At 31.9% G+C, this 18,853-nt stretch carries 17 protein-coding genes; 6 read left to right on the forward strand and 11 right to left on the reverse strand.

Going from position 1 to position 18,853, the window contains the following annotated elements; genetic code table 11:
* Window positions 1-148: 148 nt before the first annotated feature.
* The 4 genes from MHZ36_RS10590 to MHZ36_RS10605 form a co-directional block, all read right to left on the reverse strand.
* Complete coding sequence (locus MHZ36_RS10590) at window positions 149-1,663, reverse strand: ABC transporter permease/substrate-binding protein (RefSeq protein ID WP_239231600.1); 1,515 nt, start codon at window positions 1,661-1,663, stop codon at window positions 149-151.
* Window positions 1,664-2,623: an ABC transporter ATP-binding protein gene (locus tag MHZ36_RS10595; RefSeq protein WP_239231602.1), complete on the reverse strand. Its 960-nt coding sequence runs from the start codon at window positions 2,621-2,623 to the stop codon at window positions 1,664-1,666.
* A gap of 307 nt (window positions 2,624-2,930) precedes the next feature.
* Window positions 2,931-4,709 (reverse strand): DNA helicase RecQ, encoded by a 1,779-nt coding sequence (gene recQ / locus MHZ36_RS10600; RefSeq protein ID WP_239231603.1) that lies wholly within the window; start codon window positions 4,707-4,709, stop codon window positions 2,931-2,933.
* Between the two features lie 13 nt (window positions 4,710-4,722).
* On the reverse strand, window positions 4,723-6,603 hold the full coding sequence (locus MHZ36_RS10605) for an ABC-F family ATP-binding cassette domain-containing protein (RefSeq protein WP_239231604.1): 1,881 nt from the start codon (window positions 6,601-6,603) through the stop codon (window positions 4,723-4,725).
* Between the two features lie 113 nt (window positions 6,604-6,716).
* Here MHZ36_RS10605 and MHZ36_RS10610 point away from each other — a divergent pair, with 113 nt between their 5' ends.
* Window positions 6,717-7,535 carry a ZIP family metal transporter gene (locus MHZ36_RS10610; RefSeq protein WP_239231605.1) on the forward strand — a complete coding sequence of 273 codons (819 nt, stop codon included), beginning with the start codon at window positions 6,717-6,719 and terminating at the stop codon, window positions 7,533-7,535.
* A 686-nt stretch (window positions 7,536-8,221) separates the two neighbouring features.
* Here the strand turns inward: MHZ36_RS10610 and ltaS are convergent.
* The 7 genes from ltaS to MHZ36_RS10645 form a co-directional block, all read right to left on the reverse strand.
* Complete coding sequence (ltaS, locus tag MHZ36_RS10615) at window positions 8,222-10,162, reverse strand: polyglycerol-phosphate lipoteichoic acid synthase LtaS (RefSeq protein ID WP_239231606.1); 1,941 nt, start codon at window positions 10,160-10,162, stop codon at window positions 8,222-8,224.
* 771 nt (window positions 10,163-10,933) lie between these two features.
* Entirely contained in the window at window positions 10,934-11,938 is a 1,005-nt protein-coding gene (locus MHZ36_RS10620; RefSeq protein ID WP_239231607.1) for a 5-oxoprolinase subunit C family protein, read from the reverse strand.
* Window positions 11,926-12,633: a 5-oxoprolinase subunit B family protein gene (locus MHZ36_RS10625; RefSeq protein ID WP_239231608.1), complete on the reverse strand. Its 708-nt coding sequence runs from the start codon at window positions 12,631-12,633 to the stop codon at window positions 11,926-11,928. The genes MHZ36_RS10620 and MHZ36_RS10625 overlap by 13 nt, the downstream gene beginning before the upstream one ends.
* A gap of 27 nt (window positions 12,634-12,660) precedes the next feature.
* The gene (locus MHZ36_RS10630; RefSeq protein WP_239231609.1) at window positions 12,661-12,864 is read right to left on the reverse strand and encodes a hypothetical protein; all 204 of its coding nucleotides are present in this window, start codon (window positions 12,862-12,864) and stop codon (window positions 12,661-12,663) included.
* A 155-nt stretch (window positions 12,865-13,019) separates the two neighbouring features.
* On the reverse strand, window positions 13,020-13,628 hold the full coding sequence (locus tag MHZ36_RS10635) for an aminotransferase class IV (RefSeq protein ID WP_239231610.1): 609 nt from the start codon (window positions 13,626-13,628) through the stop codon (window positions 13,020-13,022).
* Complete coding sequence (locus MHZ36_RS10640) at window positions 13,628-14,767, reverse strand: chorismate-binding protein (protein ID WP_239231611.1); 1,140 nt, start codon at window positions 14,765-14,767, stop codon at window positions 13,628-13,630. The genes MHZ36_RS10635 and MHZ36_RS10640 overlap by 1 nt, the downstream gene beginning before the upstream one ends.
* Window positions 14,751-15,344: an anthranilate synthase component II gene (locus MHZ36_RS10645; RefSeq protein ID WP_239231612.1), complete on the reverse strand. Its 594-nt coding sequence runs from the start codon at window positions 15,342-15,344 to the stop codon at window positions 14,751-14,753. The genes MHZ36_RS10640 and MHZ36_RS10645 overlap by 17 nt, the downstream gene beginning before the upstream one ends.
* 252 nt (window positions 15,345-15,596) lie before the next feature.
* Between MHZ36_RS10645 and queC the strand changes: the two genes are divergently transcribed.
* The 5 genes from queC to MHZ36_RS10670 all read left to right on the forward strand — a co-directional run bounded on the left by queC (window position 15,597) and on the right by MHZ36_RS10670 (window position 18,713).
* The gene (gene queC, locus MHZ36_RS10650) at window positions 15,597-16,268 is read left to right on the forward strand and encodes a 7-cyano-7-deazaguanine synthase QueC (protein WP_239231613.1); all 672 of its coding nucleotides are present in this window, start codon (window positions 15,597-15,599) and stop codon (window positions 16,266-16,268) included.
* Between the two features lies 1 nt (window position 16,269).
* Complete coding sequence (gene queD, locus MHZ36_RS10655; RefSeq protein ID WP_239231614.1) at window positions 16,270-16,695, forward strand: 6-carboxytetrahydropterin synthase QueD; 426 nt, start codon at window positions 16,270-16,272, stop codon at window positions 16,693-16,695.
* Window positions 16,688-17,404: a 7-carboxy-7-deazaguanine synthase QueE gene (queE, locus tag MHZ36_RS10660; RefSeq protein ID WP_239231615.1), complete on the forward strand. Its 717-nt coding sequence runs from the start codon at window positions 16,688-16,690 to the stop codon at window positions 17,402-17,404. Before queD ends, queE begins: the two co-directional genes overlap by 8 nt.
* 394 nt (window positions 17,405-17,798) lie before the next feature.
* Window positions 17,799-18,395, forward strand: coding sequence for a hypothetical protein (locus tag MHZ36_RS10665; protein WP_239231616.1), 597 nt, complete (start codon window positions 17,799-17,801; stop codon window positions 18,393-18,395).
* A gap of 60 nt (window positions 18,396-18,455) precedes the next feature.
* Window positions 18,456-18,713, forward strand: coding sequence for a GlsB/YeaQ/YmgE family stress response membrane protein (locus MHZ36_RS10670; protein ID WP_239231617.1), 258 nt, complete (start codon window positions 18,456-18,458; stop codon window positions 18,711-18,713).
* Window positions 18,714-18,853: the final 140 nt, after the last annotated feature.

Consider the following 18,853-nt stretch of genomic DNA (forward strand, 5'->3'; position numbering starts at 1 on the left):
ATTTTACAGAAATTTCAAAACTTAGTAACTATTATAAACCTTATGTTATATCAAAATCAATGTGTCCAAGTGATACCATCATATTTTAATGATAGAAAAATGGGTTTTGAATATCATATACATTCAAAACCCATAAGCTTGACTTCAATTATTTTATGAGATGTTCTTTTTCTAAGTAATTTTTTGCCACTTGATACGGATCTTTCTTTTTCACAGTAACTTCATAATTCATTTGTTGCATATCTTCATCAGAAATTTTATTTGCTAATTGATTTAAAGGCTTTTTAATTTCCGGATGTGCTTTAAGATATTTTTCTTTAAACATTGGTGCTCCTTGATATGGTGGGAAGACATGTTTATCATCTTTTAAGACAACCATATCATATTGTTTTAATTCTGCATCAGTAGAATAAGCATCTATCAAATTGATATCACCACTTTTTACTGCTTGATAACGAAGTTTCGGTTCCATTGTTCTAGCTTTTCCAATATTTAAATTATAAGCTTTCTTAACTGCAGGATACCCATCTGAACGATCATTAAATTCCAACGTAAATCCTGGTTTAATTTCATTATTCACTTTGTTTAAGTCACCAATTGTTTTTATATTATGCTTTTTCGCAAAATCTTTTTTAACTGCTAAAGCATACGTATTATTATATTTCATAGGTTTGAGCATGGTCATATCGTATTTTTGTTCAAGACTTTCTTTCGCTTGTTGATACACTTTTCCTTCTTGTTTAGATTTTAGATTCTCTTTAGTTAATTCCCCTAACACTGTGCCAGTAAATTCTAAATATCCATCTATATCATCAGATTTTAATGCATTAAATAAGAAAGATGTTTTACCCATACCATCTTTAACTTCAACAGTATCACTGGTTTCTTGTTCTATTAATATTTTATACATATTTGTTATGACTGATGGTTCTGAGCCTAGCTTTCCAGCTAATGTCACTTTGTCACCTTTTTGACCTAACATTGGGGCTATAATAACAATCAATAAGACTATAACAATGATTGATAATGCAATAATTAATTTTTTATACGACAATCCTTGCATAAAACGTAAAGCTAAATCGAACAAAATCGCTAATAGTGCTGCCGGTATTGCACCAATTAATATAAGAGAACTATCATTTCTATCGATACCTAGTAAAATTAAATCACCTAATCCACCTGCTCCAATCAACGCTGCTAATGTTGCCGTACCTATAATTAACACCATCGCTGTTCTAATACCTGCCATAATAACAGGCATTGCAATCGGTAATTCTACCTTTGTAAGTCTACGTCCTGGTTTCATACCTATACCTTTTGCCGCTTCCACTAGAGAAGTATCTACTTCTGATATACCTGTATATGTATTTCTTAATATCGGCAATAAAGCATAGACAACAAGTGCAATAACTGCTGGCACTTTTCCAATACCAAACAATGGAATCATTAACCCTAATAACGCAAGCGATGGTATCGTTTGTAAAATTGCCGCAATATTCATTACAATTTCCGATATTTTTTTCGTTTTTGTTAGTATTATACCTAAAGGAACACCGATTAACGCAGCTATTAATAGTGCAATGAATGAAATTTGAATGTGTTCAAATATCGTTGTAAAAAGTTGCCCACGTCTATCGGATAAAGTTTGTAATACTTCATTCATCTAAGACACTCCCTTCGATTCTGAAAACAATCTAAATACATCTTGTCGTTGCATTAGATAACGTTGCGAAGTTGACTTATCATTGATAACAATAGCATCGTGTGTAACTAAATGTGCGTAGGCATCTTTTACAAAATTCGTACTTTCTAACATCGGAAAGTTTGGTGTTGTCTCATCAGCAACAAACGGTTTCAAATAATGAGTAAGTTCAGACAACTTCAAATCATTTATCGAACGTTGTACTTTATTTCCTAAAAATTGTGCCACAAAATCATTATTAGGATGCTTTGCAAAACCTTCTGGCGTATCTATTTGTTCAACGCGACCTTCATTTAACAAACAAATTCTGTCCCCCAATTTCATTGCTTCTTCAATGTCATGTGTAACAAAAACAATCGTTTTTTTAATCTGACGTTGCAATTGAATCAAATCGTCTTGTAATTTTTCTCTACTAATTGGATCTAATGCACTAAACGGTTCGTCCATTAATATTACTGGTGGATCTGCTGCTAAAGCACGCACAACACCTACACGTTGCCTTTGTCCTCCTGATAATTCATCTGGTTTTCTCTCTTTATATACTTCGGGGTTTAAACCAACCATATTAAGTAACTCATCAATTCTATTTTCTATGTCCTGAGTATTCCATTTTTTCATTTGTGGTACTTGTGCAATATTTTCTCTAATTGTCATATGTGGGAATAGCGCAATTTGTTGAAGTACATAGCCTATATCCCAACGCATTTCATACACTGGATAGTCGCTAATTGGCTTATCTTTAAAGTAAATATAACCTTCCGTCAATGAAATTAATCGATTAATCATCTTCAAAGTCGTTGTTTTCCCACAACCTGAAGGGCCAATGAGCACAAAGAATTCACCTTCTTTAATATTGAAACTAATATTATCCACAGCAGTTTTATCCCCATACTTCTTTACAACATTTTTAAATTCTATCACTTAATCACCTTCAATTTGATATATAGATAAATGCATCATCATTTATACTCTTGTGATTCCCAATTAATTAAATGTATATGTAATTAACATAAATCTATCGTTTTAAAATACACACTTACAAAATTAAATACCACAAAATCTATTTATTACACAAAAATAAAGTTAATTTTAACAACTAACCAAACAATCACCACTTATTTTGGCTCTTTTCGGTTTGTTTTTAAAATTAACTTTGCAATGTATATAAATATTTTAAACTATCGCACAATCAGTGTAGACAATATCACTACCTGTAATATTGTCCATTCTATATTTGTGCTTTATAAGATTGAATTGTTTCTAAAAACATCGGACAATAATGTTTTAATTTGTAACTTCCAACACCATCAATTGAAATCATATCTTGTTTAGATTCAGGCTTTCGTTTAGCAAATTCTTCTAAAGTATAATCAGAGAAAATACTGACTGGTGCAATCTCTAAATCTTCACTAAGTTTCTTACGCACTGCAATTAATTCTTCAAACAATGCACGATCGACACCTTCAACTGTATTAATATTAACAATTTCTTTTGTTTTACGTTTAAATGGCGTTGTAAAAATAGTCACATCATCGGTCAACAACTGTTTAACTGTCTTGTCACATGTTAAAATTTCATCATGTTCATTTAAATAACCTTTGAATCTTAATTCATCAATTAAATGACTTAAATCTGATGTTGTGTAATTTTTCATAATACCGTGTGTTGATAATTTATTATACTCACAATAACGAATATAATCAGTATCTTCACCACGTAAAACCTGAATGATAACACTATAGCTTTCTTTTTGTTTCATACGAGCGATACAACTCACTATCATTTTAGCCTCATTTGTCATATCATATGTCTTGTTTTCTCGCGTACAATTACTACATTGTTCACATTCTTCTAACTTTTCATTTGGTTCAAAATAGTGTACTAATGTCGCTTCTAAACATTTTTTCGTTTTAGTGTAAAGAATCATTTTTGTCAGCTTTTCGCCCATCTTATCTTTGTAATCATCATCACCTTTTGAAGATGAAATAAAATACTGGTGCAAGCCGATATCTCGTTCACTAAATAGTAGAATACAATCACTTTTCAACCCATCACGTCCTGCACGACCTGCTTCCTGATAATATGACTCTAAATCACCTGGCATATTATAATGTATAACAAATCGCACATTGGATTTATCAATCCCCATACCAAAGGCATTTGTAGCGATAACAACACGTACTCGGTCATAAACAAAATCGTTCTGAGCAGCTTCACGTTCCTTATTCGAAAGCCCCGCATGGTATATCGTACTGTTAATCTTGTGATCTTCTAATGCTTCATGTAATTCTTCAACTTGTTTACGTGTAGAACAATAAACGATACCAGCTTCATTATCATGCGATTTTACATATTCTAATACAAATTTTTGTCGTTGATATGTAGGATTGACTTTAAAAACTAAATTACGTCTTTTCGTACTCGTTTTAATTTCATCATGCTTGTTGATGTTTAATCTTTCCATAATATCTTTTTGAACTTCTGTTGTCGCCGTGGCTGTCAAGGCAACGATTGTAAAATCTTGTGGTAATGCAAACACTTTATGAATAACTTCTTGATAGCTAGGTCTAAAATCATGACCCCATTTAGAAATACAATGCGCTTCATCAAACGCAACTAAATGTATTGGTAAACGTTGTAATAACATCATAAAATAATCATTATTAAAACGCTCTGGAGCCACATAAAGAAATTGTATTTCACCTTGTTTTAATTGCTCTTCTATAGACTTTTGCTCTTTCTGCGTTAAACTACTGTTTAAATACGCAGCGCGAATGCCCGCAGCCTTTAATTGATCTACTTGGTCTTTCATCAAAGAAATTAACGGACTGATGACAATAGTAGTGCCACCTAGCATTAATCCTGGTACTTGATAACAAATTGATTTACCACCACCAGTTGGTAAAACCCCTAATACATTACGTTGATTCATTACTTTTGTAATTATTTCCTTTTGGCCTGGACGAAACGTGTCATAACCAAAATAATGCGCTAAAGTTGATTCCATGTTATAAGATCCCTCATTGTTCTTTTAGTTCTTCAAGTTCACTCCATCTAGCAATATCATCTTCATAAGTTTGATTTAATGTTTGTTGTTCTTCACTTAATGCTTTAATCTTTGCGTAGTCTGAACTTGCGTTTATCATTTCTGTATCTATTTCTTCCAGCCTTTGTTCAGTTGTTTCTATGCGTTCGATAATTAATTCATATTCTTGCTTTTCTTTATAACTAAGTCCCTTTTTCTTTTTTTGTGGTGCTTTTGATTTTGACTTTTGTTGTTGTTTTTCTGCTTCTATTTGTCTATCTTGTTCTTTTTGATATATTGCATAATCATCAAATGAACCGATAATACGTTCCATTTTACCATCATGAATATACCAATACTCTTTCGCTACTTTATTCAAGAAATAGCGATCGTGACTAACCGTAATTACAGTACCACCAAATGTATCAATATAAGATTCCAATATAGTAAGTGTTTCTGTATCTAAATCATTAGTCGGTTCATCCAATAGTAATACATTGGGTTGATGCACGAGTAATTTCAATAAATATAAACGTTTCTGTTCTCCTCCAGACAATTTATATAATTTTTTACCGTGTGTTGAACTTGGAAATAAAAAGCGTTCTAATAATTGTGTGATTGATACAGAAGTACCATCTTTTTCCTTAGCTACTTCACTTTCTTCTCTAAGATAATCAATCATACGTATATCTCGATCCAAACGCTCATCGGTTTGTTTGAAATACGCTACTTTAACTGTTTGTCCAACTTTTAAATTACCTTCAAATGCAGTGTCTTCACCACTTAAAATATTTAATAAAGTTGTCTTACCAACACCATTAGGTCCTACAATCCCGATTTGTTGTCCATTTTGAATGATTTGTGTAATATCTTCAAATAACGTTCTGTCTGGGATACGTTTCGTTACTTGTTCTAACTCAAAAACTTGTTTACCTAATCTAGAATAAGCTAGGTTTAGCGATGCTTGATCTTGTTGATGTTGTTGCTTTACATCTTGTTCTAAATCACTAAATCTATTTTTTCTTGCTTGTTGCTTTGTTGTACGTGCCTTAACGCCTGCACGCATCCAAGCCAATTCCTGTTTATAAAGAGAACGTTGTTTCGCTTGTTGCTTTTGTTCAATAATTTCATTCTCTGCACGTTGTTCTATATAGGCTTCATAGTTTCCTGGATACGTCTTTAATTTACCTTGCGTTAATTCTATAATTCTAGAAGATACTTCATTAAGAAAATACCGATCATGGGTTACAAAGAGTACTGTATGAGGATATTGTTTAACGTAGTTGATTAACCAGTTTATAGATTCAAAATCCAAATGATTGGTAGGTTCATCTAGCAATAATAAGTCTGGCTGTTCTATTAAAGTTTTTGCCAAACCTACACGTTTTTGTTGCCCTCCAGATAATGCTTTCACCTGTTTCGTCGTATCATGTATGCCTAATCTAGACAGTATAGTCTTAATTTCAGAGCTATAATCCCAAGCTTGATTCGCATCCATTGCTTCTTGTGCTTGCATCATTTTTTGGAAATTATTGTCACTTTGATTCAAACTATATTGATTTACAGCAAATTCATAATCTCGTATGACTTGCAAAGTCTTAGTTTCTGAAGTTAACACTGCTTCAAAAACGGTTAAATCCTCATCGAACTCTTGCTTTTGTGAAGAGTAGCGTATGCGATAGGAGTTGGGATGCGTAACTTCTGCATCGTAATCTTCATCTATGCCCGCAATTACCTTTAATAATGTACTCTTTCCGGTACCATTAATACCGACGAGACCAATCTTCTCTCCATTAGAGATTGAAAGATGTAAATCATCAAAAATAACTTTGTCGGCATAGGATTTATGTAAATGTTCTATTTTGTATGCTTCCATATTCCAACATCCTTTTTAAATATCGATAATTATACTTAATTCTGTTAAAATTAATTTCAGTTCCATACATTATACACCTTTTTTAGTTCAAATGATACAAAGGAGACAAGCTTATGACGGATTTTTTCCAAGCGTTACCTCCTTATATCCAAGCATTAATAGCAGGTATCATTACCTGGTTATTAACAGCATTAGGAGCTGCTTCAGTATTTGTATTTAAGCGTGTAAATGATAAAATTTTAAATTCTATGCAAGGTTTTGCTGCAGGGATAATGATTGCGGCAAGTTTTTGGTCTTTATTACAACCTGCAATAGATTATGGTAAAGATTCTTCATTTGCATGGTTACCTGCTGCAATCGGATTTTTATTGGGTGGTCTATTTATTCGTGCTTTAGATTTAGTGATACCTCATATTCACCCAAATACATCTGATACAAATCAGTTCCATGAAGGTGTAGGCACTAAGAAACTCAACAAGAATACTTTACTAGTTTTAGCTATTACGCTTCACAACATTCCTGAAGGACTATCTATTGGTGTTGCCTTTGGGGGTATTGTATCTGGGAATGGTCAAGCTACATTATTAGGTGCACTTAGTTTAGCAATAGGTATCGGTATTCAAAACATTCCTGAAGGTGCTGCGTTATCCATGCCAATTCGTGCTGCTGGTGCATCTCGCTGGAAAGCATTCAACTATGGACAAGCTTCTGCGATTGTGGAACCAATATTTGCGACAATTGGTGCTGCTGCCGTGTTAGTAATCACACCAATGTTACCTTATGCACTTGCATTTGCTGCTGGCGCAATGATATTCGTTGTGGTTGAAGAATTAATCCCTGATTCACAAGCTAGTAATAACACCGACCTTGCCACACTCAGTCTAATGTTAGGATTCACAATTATGATGATCCTAGATGTTGCACTTGGATAAGGAAAGTGAATTTTGATAAAATGAACAAAATATTTTTGAATGAAAATGGCGTCTGAGAAATAAAGTTCTTGGACGATTATAAAAAGGCAATTTCTATTGAAATAATATAGAAATTGCCTTTTTCAATATTGCTTTTATTGTATTTATTAATTTATACGAAAGAACCTTATTTTTAAGTGTTTAAAAGTAATACTACATTTGAATACCACGTATTTTAGCGAGACGCTTGAGGGAACAGGACGAGCTGAAGACTACAGGCTGAAGCTGTCCCCTAAGCAAGCGAGCTAACAATACGAAGAATTAAATAACGTGTTAAAGTCTTTATACCTAAGGCACTTCATTAATTTAACTTAGTAATATTTATTAAATTATACGGAAAATCTTTATTTTTCAAAGTGTTTTAAAGTAATACTACATATGAATACCACGTATTTAAGCGAGACGCTTGAGGGAACAGGGCGAGCTGAAGACTACAGGCTTAAGCTGTCCCCTAAGCAAGCGAGCTAACAATACGAAGTATTAAATAAGCTACATTTAATCTATTTTCAATTTAATGTCACTTTAAAAATAAACTGATTACCTTAATTATTAACTAAAGTTTATTACATAAAAAAGGCAACCTTCTTAATAATTGAAGGTTGCCTTTATATTAATAAACATTAATCCTTAATGCTTCTTTAATACTTCTAATTTTTTTCTTGTCCTTTTGGACCAGTTTTATATTCATACTTAGAAGGATTAATTTTATCGAAGTCAGGGTTTTTATAGAATCTAAACAAGTCACCATTTAAGACATTGTCGCTCATTTCTAAGTCTTTTTCAGACTGTTGCTTACGTTTTTCAAAATCTTTTGGTGTTTTAGTAACGGGTTCGTTTGTCTTGTTATCATAAATTCTACCGTTTACATATTTATAATCTTTTGTTATAAAATCACCATTTCTAAATGGAACTGTATCATTATGATCTTTAGATAATAAATCTGTACCCATCATCAAGTAATTCTTAGTATTGATACCCATTAAATGTAAGATTGTTGGCATAACATCAGCTTGACCTGCATAAGTTTTATCAACTGTACCTTCTTTACCAGGTATCTTCAACCATAAACCAGTACGGTTTAAGTCAGTAAATTTAGCAGGAGTAATATCTTCACCTAATAATTTTTCCATCGCTTTATTATGATTTTCTGAAATACCATAGTGGTCACCATAAATCATAATAACAGAATCATCATATAATCCTTTTTTCTTCAATTCATTAACAAATTCTTCTAATGATTCATCTAAATATCTAGCTGTTTGAATATATCCATCTACTGTAGAATCACCAGTATTCGGACTATCGATTGTTGCATCTTCTGATGACAATGTGAATGGATAATGATTCGTTAATGTAATTAAGTGCGAATAGAACGGTTCTTTTTCTTTAGCTAAGTAATCCGTAGATTCTTTAAAGAACTCTTTATCTTTTAGTCCTAAGTTTTCGATGTTGTCTGGTGACATATCGAAGTATGTTGCGTCATAGAACTTATCAATACCGAAATGTTTGTACACTTGGTCTCTGTTCCAGAATGTTTTATAGTCACCATGCATTACGCTTGATGTATAACCTTGTTTTTGATCAAGAATCGCTGGTAGTGATTGGAATGTATTATCACCTTTTAGTGAGTATGCGGACCCTTGTGGTAAACCATATAAACTATTATCCATTGTAAACTCTGCGTCAGAGGTCTTACCTTGACCTGTTTGGTGGAAGAAGTTTGGATAATATCTATATCCTTCTTTACCAGTTGAAAGTTTATTTAAGAATGGTGTTACCTCTTGACCATTAACTTTTTTATTTATAAGAAAAGTTTGGAAACTCTCTAAGTGAATTTTGATAATATTTTTCTTCTTAGCTGCACCATAATATTCTTTATTCGGTTCAACTTGTTTTTGTTTCGTGTAATTCAACACTTTAGTTAAATCGTCTTCGTTTGCTAGTGCTTTTTGTTGTTTATTTTGAATTGTTTTCACACCATCATAAACTGTGAAGTTATATGGCCCTAAATACTTAACTAAATATTTATGGTCAAATGTACGTGTTAACAATTCAGGACGATCCGACTCCGCAAATGCCAAGTTTAAGAAGAATAACGCGACTGATGCTGCCATAATTACCGGCACAAATTTTTTGCTAAATACGCGTTTGTCGATCCATTTTTGCTTAAAGATTAAAATAAACAAGGAAATAATAGTATCAAGGAAATAAATGAAGTCGTACCATTTAAATGAAGCTGTTACAGCTCCTCCCATTGACTCTACATTGCCTACTTGATTTAATGTACTAAACGTTAAAAAGTCAGAGAAAAATCTGAAATAAACGACGTTAGCGTACAATAGAAAACTTAGAATAAAGCCTCCAATAAATATAAACCAAAAAGCTTTCTTTCCTTTAAAGAATAAGAAGATGCTTAAAATTAAAGCCACTAAACTGTATGGATTCATTAATAAGATTAAGTTTTGAACTAATCCTTTAACACCTAAAGAAAAATCAACATAATATGAAAAATACGTCTTTAAAGTAACAGTTAATACTGTCAAAATAAAAAACGCAAAAAGAGTCAATTTCTTTTTGTGTAAACTCATGTTTGTTTCCCCCGTTATAAATTAATATAGGCTGGTTATTATCCATACCTAGAAAAAATTGGCAAAGTTACTGTAATGATGTCCTGTTTGCGATAATAATATTGCTTAGTAATTCATTAGGTCGTTATTTGCTAAAATACATTCTTCAGGCTTTTAAAGTTATTTAGAAACACATCAGTTTTGCTAGCGATTTCACTTCTTTAAATTTGATTTCAATTCATTCGTTTTTAATTTTCAATATGCATTGCTTTGTTTTAGCAGTTTAAATACGAGATGATTTTACAGATTTATACTGTAGTTTAATATATTAATAATCCATTTACATTTCGCATTTTTTGTAATACAACTGTAACAAAACGCATACAGTTCAATTAATTAATATAAAGCAATTGAAGTCAAATTTCAAGTAAAAACACACTTTTTGAGGTGAATAAACTTATAAATATCCTTTTATTAAGAACTTATTAACGACATATTAATAATCCATTAAGGAACAAGATACGTTTTAATTATACGCAGAATTATTGATATATTAATCAGACTATAGCCCTATATATATAATAAGAAATAATTATAATACTTCAAACTTTCTTATATTTTTTTAATATTATCAAATTTTTAATCGCTATTCTACTTAAAAATTAAAGAAATCACGCTAATTTGAACGTGATTTCTTTTCGTATTATCTCAATTTATCTTATATAGCACAAATTATATCTAAGAATAAGATGATAAGAATATCATAATGTTATATAATTCCACTTTTTTCTGTTATTTCAACATTTCTAATTGCATTCGATACTCAATTCCATGAAATAATTGATTGAGCCAATTAGAATATTTAATTAGATTTTTTTCAGCTGTTTCTACATCAATAAATTGAAATTTTAATTTTGTTCCTTGATGTTTTTGTCCTAATTTAGTTAGATGATAGCTTGCGATAGTCCCAAGTTGTGGGTAGCTACCTAATGTGTAATGATCATTTAACAATATAATTGGTGTCCCATCTCTTTTAACTTGAATTGTGCCTTTTTGCACAGATTGATGTGCAGGCATGTCTTCATAATAAGCCTTCACCGAAGGACCTTCTACTAACATTCCTACTCTATTCGCCTTACTTGAAACTTTATATTCTGATAATATAAAACGGTTTAGTGCATTTTTCTTAAAATCTTCAGTTCCTTTATTTTTAATAACATGAATAACATCTGACATATAATTAAATGACAGTGCATAGCCATCTATACCCCAATTGGTCTCATGTTTTTCTTCAAGGTTTTCAAATAACTTGTGATGACGTTCGGTATAATCACGTTTCATATTTATTTCGTCACCTTTTTTTAACTTACGGCCGTGAAAGCCACCTATCTGAGATTTAAAGTCAGTAGATGTTGATCCTAGCCATTCGTCTAACTCAAAACCTCCTCCAACAGCCAAATAGACACGTGATGTCTGTTTCGTTTCTATAAACGATAGAACATCTCCCTTCTCCATTAAATACAACTTGTTGGGTAATACTGTCATATTGTCCGTCGTAGCTTTAAAATTACCACCACTTAAAGCAATTAACGTCGGTTCGGTAAAACGGATTCGTGCCATATTATTTGTCATTTCCAATGTTGCTTCTCTTTTGTCATTTGCGACGAGTCTATTTGCAATTTCATGCGACAAAGGATCTAAGGCTCCACCAGGTATAACGCCGCTATGTTCATAGCCATGACGACCAAAATCTTGAAAGCTTGAAAATAATCCCGCATCTTCAATTATAATTGACATGGTTTAAAGCCTCCTAAGTCAAGTTCTTGTTCCGTTATTGGTTTAAAGCTTACGTTATCCCCTAACTTCAATTTGGCAAAGTCTACATTATTAGGGTTAAACAATTTGACCGGTGTATAGCCAACCACTAACCAATCTCCATATGTATCTGTTGTAGTGATTCCACATTTCTTACCCTCAATAACAACAGAACCTGCAGGGATAAATTGCTTTTCCTTACCAGTATGATTTACAAATAAACGTTTTTCCATGCCAGTTAAATAAGGGAAGCCAGGTGTATAGCCCATCATTGAAACAAAATATGTTGGCTTAGTATGTAATTTAACAAACTTATCTTCTGTTAATTTATAATATGATAGTAAATCTTCCAAATCTGGACCATACTCTCCTCCATAAACAACTGGTATCTCTACGGCAGACATTGCTTTGTCGACATGATTAATCTCAAGCTGTATTGATTGCAATAATGCTTTCATGTACAAAAATGGCGAATGAATATGATGATGTTTAATCATATCTCTCGCATCGTAACAAATCATCATATCCGATTCAGTTGGCACAATTTCTGTTATAAACGTAAAATTTTTACTTAATAGATATGATTTTAGTGCCAATAAATCTTCTGTTAAATCTCTCGAGACTTCTTTCTCAATAGAAACCACAATAGCTTGGTCTCCTTGACTATAAATCTTCATAGGTTCACCTCATAAATTGTTGCTTTTCTAATGATAAAACATACGTAATCCTTGTATTAAATGATGTACGAGTTCTCTCATAAAAAAGTAAATAAAGATAATTTGGACAATACAAGATATGGAAACGATGACTTGCGCACGTAACATTCTATTTATTTTCGCTAATCGATTCGTCCACAACTTGGTTAGTATTGCTAAAACGATAATCGCTACTGTCCAAACCCATATCATTAATCTTGCCTCACTCACTGTTTAATTTTATTTAAATGGCACTAATCGTTTTATCATTCAAATGTATTGATGAGCCATTGTTAATTATGATTTTTATTAGTAATCAAATGTAAGTTCATGTTAGTTTTATTTATAACTGTTACTTAAACTATATTTTAAAGATAAAATGTAACATCGGCAACCTCTCTCAAACTATTTATAAGAAAAACCTCGATTTCGCCATCTTGTAACTTTGATTTAAATTCTTCTATATAATAATCTTTTTCGATTAATTTACCTTCATCAATTAAAGCTGCCCTCATGCATCCCTTTAAGAAATCTTCATTATACGTCGGCGTAAAATACTGTTGCTGCTCCTTAATCATCAGATTTCCTATATCAAATTCTAATAATTTGCCCTCATCATTATATAAAAGAATTATATCTGTTGCATGATTGTGCGCTAAATGATTTCGCTGTGTCGTCTTATAAATCATTTCTTCATGATTATCTGGTACATTTAACTTTACTAAACGTGCTGTAAAAGAACTTTTAATAGGCAAATCAGCTATCACATGCTCAAAATCACCGTTCTCATTAATTAAAACTTTCACTCTAAATATACCTCGCGCATTGTGTTTGGCTATAGTTTCAATTAAATTTTCAAATTCACTTTGACTAAAATCAATATTTAGCCGTTTACATGCTTTACGCATTCTAGCTATATGATAATTCAGTCTACTAAAATCACCGTTTTCCAGTCGCATCGTTTCAAATAGTTGCATTATAATCTCTCCAATATTTGCGTCTTATCTTTAAATTCATTAATTTCTAACTCTGGATCAGAATCAATCGTTATACCAGCACCAACACCATAAACCGCTTGATTATTAATATATTGAATCGTTCTTATTGGAACATTGAATATCGATTTACCATTAGGAAGTAACAAACCTATAGTTCCGCAATAGATATATCTTGGTACTTGTTCTAATGCTTTAATATACTTCATTGTATTAAGCTTTGGAGCACCAGTGATTGAACCACACGGGAACAGTGCCTTTAAAATTTCTAACAATGATTTTGTATGACTAACCCTGCCAGTAACCATCGTTGTCATTTGATAAACCGTTAAATACTGTTCAATATTAAACAATTGATATACATGAACTGTGCCAGTTTCAGCAATTCTTCCAATATCATTTCGTAACAAATCTACAATCATCACATTTTCTGCTTTATCTTTCGCAGAGTGTTTCAAGGTTTCTAAATTCTTTTTATCTTCATCTTCAGTTTCACCTCGTGCAATCGTTCCTTTCATCGGTTTGCTTAGTATAATATCCTGCTCTCCTTTAAATGGCCCTCTTTGAAAAAATAGCTCTGGTGAAATTGAAGCCACCTCAATTTCATCTGTATCGATTAACGCAGAATAAAATCCATTTTTCCCCTGTTGTAATTCATTATATAATGTTGCAATTGGAAGTCGTATTTTATCTGTTAATCGTGTCGTATAGTTCACTTGATATGTATTTCCTTCAATTATAGCTTTTTGCACAAATTTAATATGTTCAATCATTGTTTGATGATTTAGGCAGAATGTAAAATCACACTGTTGTACATAAGCTTGCTTCAACGTATTCTCAGGATTATCAAATTCAACAAAAGCATAGGCAGCTGCATAGACATTGACATGGTTTATTGATACTGTCTCCATATTTGGATTAAAGTATGTTGCCGCTTCATATGGTAAGTATAATGCAACATAATATCCTGACTTTTGCATCATTTCTGCAAAGTGTACAACCTCTCCTATATCTTTAATTTGATAAGCAATTTTTTGTTTAATACAACGTGAAAAATTATATTGATGTGATTCAAACGTCACTTCATCACTTATATATCGATAATTAAATTGTATTTGCATATTTCTCCACCATAATTTCTATAAATAATTTCATTTGATCTAAACCATATTCACTCAAAATAGACTCTGGATGATATTGTACACCGTAAATAGGTAAATGTTGATGTTCAACTGCCATAACGATACCTTCCTTATTAACAGCCGTTATTGTTAATAAATCAGGTATTGTTTCTCTGCATGCCATTAATGAATGATATCGCATTACTTCGAATGTGTTGGGTAAGCCTTTAAAAATACCTTGATTATTGTGTTCTATCAAAGTAGTGTGACCATGTATTGGACGGACGCTTTTTATAATATCTCCACCAAAATAAGTAATAATATGTTGAAAACCAAGACACACACCTAAAATCGGTATTTGAGCGCTATAGGCATCCATCATTTCTGTAATTATGGGATAATCATCCGGAGTCCCAGGTCCTGGAGAAATAATGATTGCTTTAGGATTTACCTTTGTAATAAATTCAACTGTAAGTTGTGCTACATCTATGACACAAACACCATCTTTGTAGATTTGCTCAATATAATCTACAATGTTATAGGTGAATGAATCTTTATTATCTATCATTAATATCATGTGTTCACCTCTTTTATAATTAATCTATCATATGCTATTAGCTTTATTATCACAAATATCACCTTGATTTTACAACGTAAATATATTATTCTATTCACGGCATAAATGAATACAAAGAGGTTCCTAGCTGATACCCTCTATAAAAAACTAGACACTCGAAAACGTCTGTCTTTTTATAGAGATAGACGTTTTTTTGCGTCATTTTGAAATATATAAAAGCTAGTACGAAATTTATAAGGAGTGCATTATTCTATGACGCAACAATTATTAAATAACGATAAAGCAATCGTCGTCTTTAGTGGTGGACAAGACAGTACCACTTGTTTGTTTTGGGCAAAAAAACATTTTTCAGAAGTTGAACTTGTTACCTTCCAGTATGGTCAAAGACATGATACCGAGATAAAGGTTGCTCAACAAATTGCAGAAGAACAAGACGTGAAACACCATCTATTAGATATGTCTTTATTATCACAATTAACACCGAATGCATTAACACAACACGATATGGACATTGAAGAAAACGAAGATGGTATACCAAACACTTTTGTTCCAGCAAGAAACTTATTATTTCTATCTTTTGCAGGCGCATTAGCATATCAAATAAACGCAAAACATATTATTACAGGTGTTTGTGAAACAGATTTTTCTGGGTATCCAGATTGTAGAGACAGTTTTATTAAATCAATGAATGTTACATTATCACTTGCTATGGATAAAGATTTTGTTATTCATACACCTTTAATGTGGCTAGACAAAAAAGCAACATGGGCATTAAGTGATGACTTAGGCGTGCTTGATTATATCAGAACGAAAACACTCACTTGTTACAACGGTATCGTTGGAGAAGGATGTGGCGAATGTCCAGCTTGTCACTTACGCGCACGCGGTTTAAATGCATATTTAAATGAAAAAGGAGCGAGATAATATGTTCCAACAAAATTATCCAAGTGTACAACATGGTTACCAATTTGAATTAAATAAGGATTTTAATTTTTCTGCAGCACATTACATTCCAAGTGAAGATGCTGGTAAGTGTATGAGAACACACGGTCATACGTACTTTGTAAATTTGACAATCGCGGGCGATACACTCGACCATAATGGCTTTTTAGTAAATTTTAGTGATTTAAAAAAATTAATACATGGCCAATTCGATCATCATTTATTAAATGAGCTTCCACAATTCGAAGGCAAGAGCCCTTCTACAGAAGTTGTAGCACAAACAATTTATGAAATGGTCCAAAATTCATTAGACGCACGTCATAACAAACCAAAATGTTTACAGGTATATGTAAGAGAAACACCAACGAGTTATGTAGTGTATAGACCTAAGGAGACAACACATGAGTAAGATACCTGTATTAGAAATATTCGGTCCTACGATTCAAGGCGAAGGCCGTGTCATAGGTCGTAAAACAATGTTTGTCAGAACTGCAGGTTGTGATTATAGATGTAGTTGGTGTGATTCAAGCTTTACTTGGGATGGTAGTGCCAAAGATGATATCAAGCTTATGACAGCTGAAGAGATTTATGATGAACTATATGAAGTTGCTGGTGATTCATTTAATCATGTTACGATTTCAGGTGGTAATCCTGCATTAATCAAAGGTATTCAATCTTTAGTTGATTTATTCGACAGTAAAAATATCAAAAGTGCATTAGAAACACAAGGTAGTAAATTCCAACCTTGGATGACTCAAATTGATGATTTAACAATAAGTCCAAAACCGCCTAGCTCTAAAATGAAACCTAACCTCCCAATTTTAGATGAAGTTATTAAACAATGTGTAGAAGAGACATTAAATCTTAAAGTTGTTATTTTTGATGATGCAGATTATGAATTTGCAAAAATGATACATCATCGCTATCCTAATATTCCTTTTTACCTACAAGTTGGTAATCCTTATTTAGATGGCGAATATGTTGAATCACATACTGAAAGATTGTTAACACTCTATGAAACACTTGTCGATCGTGTGATGGCTAGCCCTGATATGAATAATGTCTATGTTCTACCTCAACTACACACCTTACTTTGGAGCAATAAAAAAGGTGTTTAAATTGAGATTTTACTGTGATGCGTTGTATAATGCTCTTTGTCCTATCAACGCATCACTTTTTTATGGTAAAATTTAGTATTATTAAATAAATTCATAAATTACTGTTAAGTAACCTATCGAATTGGAATACATGAACACAATTCATCCTTACATTAACAATGTATATTAAATGACTAATTGTATGTTTTGAACAGATTATAATATTTTGAACATACGTTTACATTTAATAGGACAGTCACACTGCTTATTATTTAGAATTATTTTTCGATTACTACGAAAATGAATCATTTAATAACTAAACTTCTAAATGCTGAAACATTGAATGTTTTCATATGAATAAATTTATCTTAATTGATATAATATTGCAGTGAAGTATCTAGGTTAGGAGAGCACCATGCTAATAAATATAATCATAAATATAGCTGCGGTATTAATCGTCTTCGGTATTGATTTATATCGTCAGAATTACAAACAACTAAAGTTTAGCTCTATACTCATTGCATTAACTATCACAAGTATTATCAACTTAATTATAGTTGGTAAATATGACTTTATTTCTGTATACACTAATATACAATTTATATTATGGACAATTTTACAACTTTATTTAAATAAAAAAGTTCATACTTTTGTTATTTCGCAACAAAAATTTATAGCTTTTATCATAACAAGTATGTTAAGTACTTCATTAATTTTAACTTACAGTACAAGTAATGATTCTTATTATATGTCGGTTCCATATTTGGCGCCATCGATTTTTATGATTGGTGCGATTGTTGTTTTCTATAGTAGTTTTCAACCAAATGAGCAAGCCAAAATAGGATTCATGCAACGTATTAAACATCCCGTATTAGTTGGGCAAATCCTTATGATTCTTTCTACTACATTAATGACATTACTTACACCATATTGGTATATGTTTATTATTATTCACGCCATTTTCATTTCATTTGTAATCTGGCAAAATATATTTTTACATAAACGTGGTTAATTCAATTCAATTTGTGGTAAATATTAATGTTGAAGAAATTAAATAAAAGGAGGTTATATTATGGGATTTATATTAATGCTAATTGTCGGCGGTCTAATCGGTTGGATTGCTGGTGGCATCGTCGGTAAAGATATTCCAGGTGGTATTTTAGGTAATATTATTGCTGGTATCGTCGGCTCAGCTCTAGGTTCTTGGTTATTAGGAGATTGGGGTTGGCACTTAGGTGGTATCGCAATCTTCCCTGCTTTAATTGGTACAATTATATTAGTTGCAGTCGTATCATTTATTGTCGGTAAATTACGTAAGAAAAAATCGTAATAATATAACCAATTCATATTAATATTACTGAGATATTCACCCTAGTTCGATGAAGAAACTAGGACATAACTCTCTATGATTAAAATAAGAGAGCTAATCTAATAGATTAGCTCTCTTTTATATTTAAAATAGGTATAGTT

Origin of the sequence: Staphylococcus sp. ACRSN (assembly GCF_022346615.1) — a bacterium.
GTDB lineage: Bacteria > Bacillota > Bacilli > Staphylococcales > Staphylococcaceae > Staphylococcus.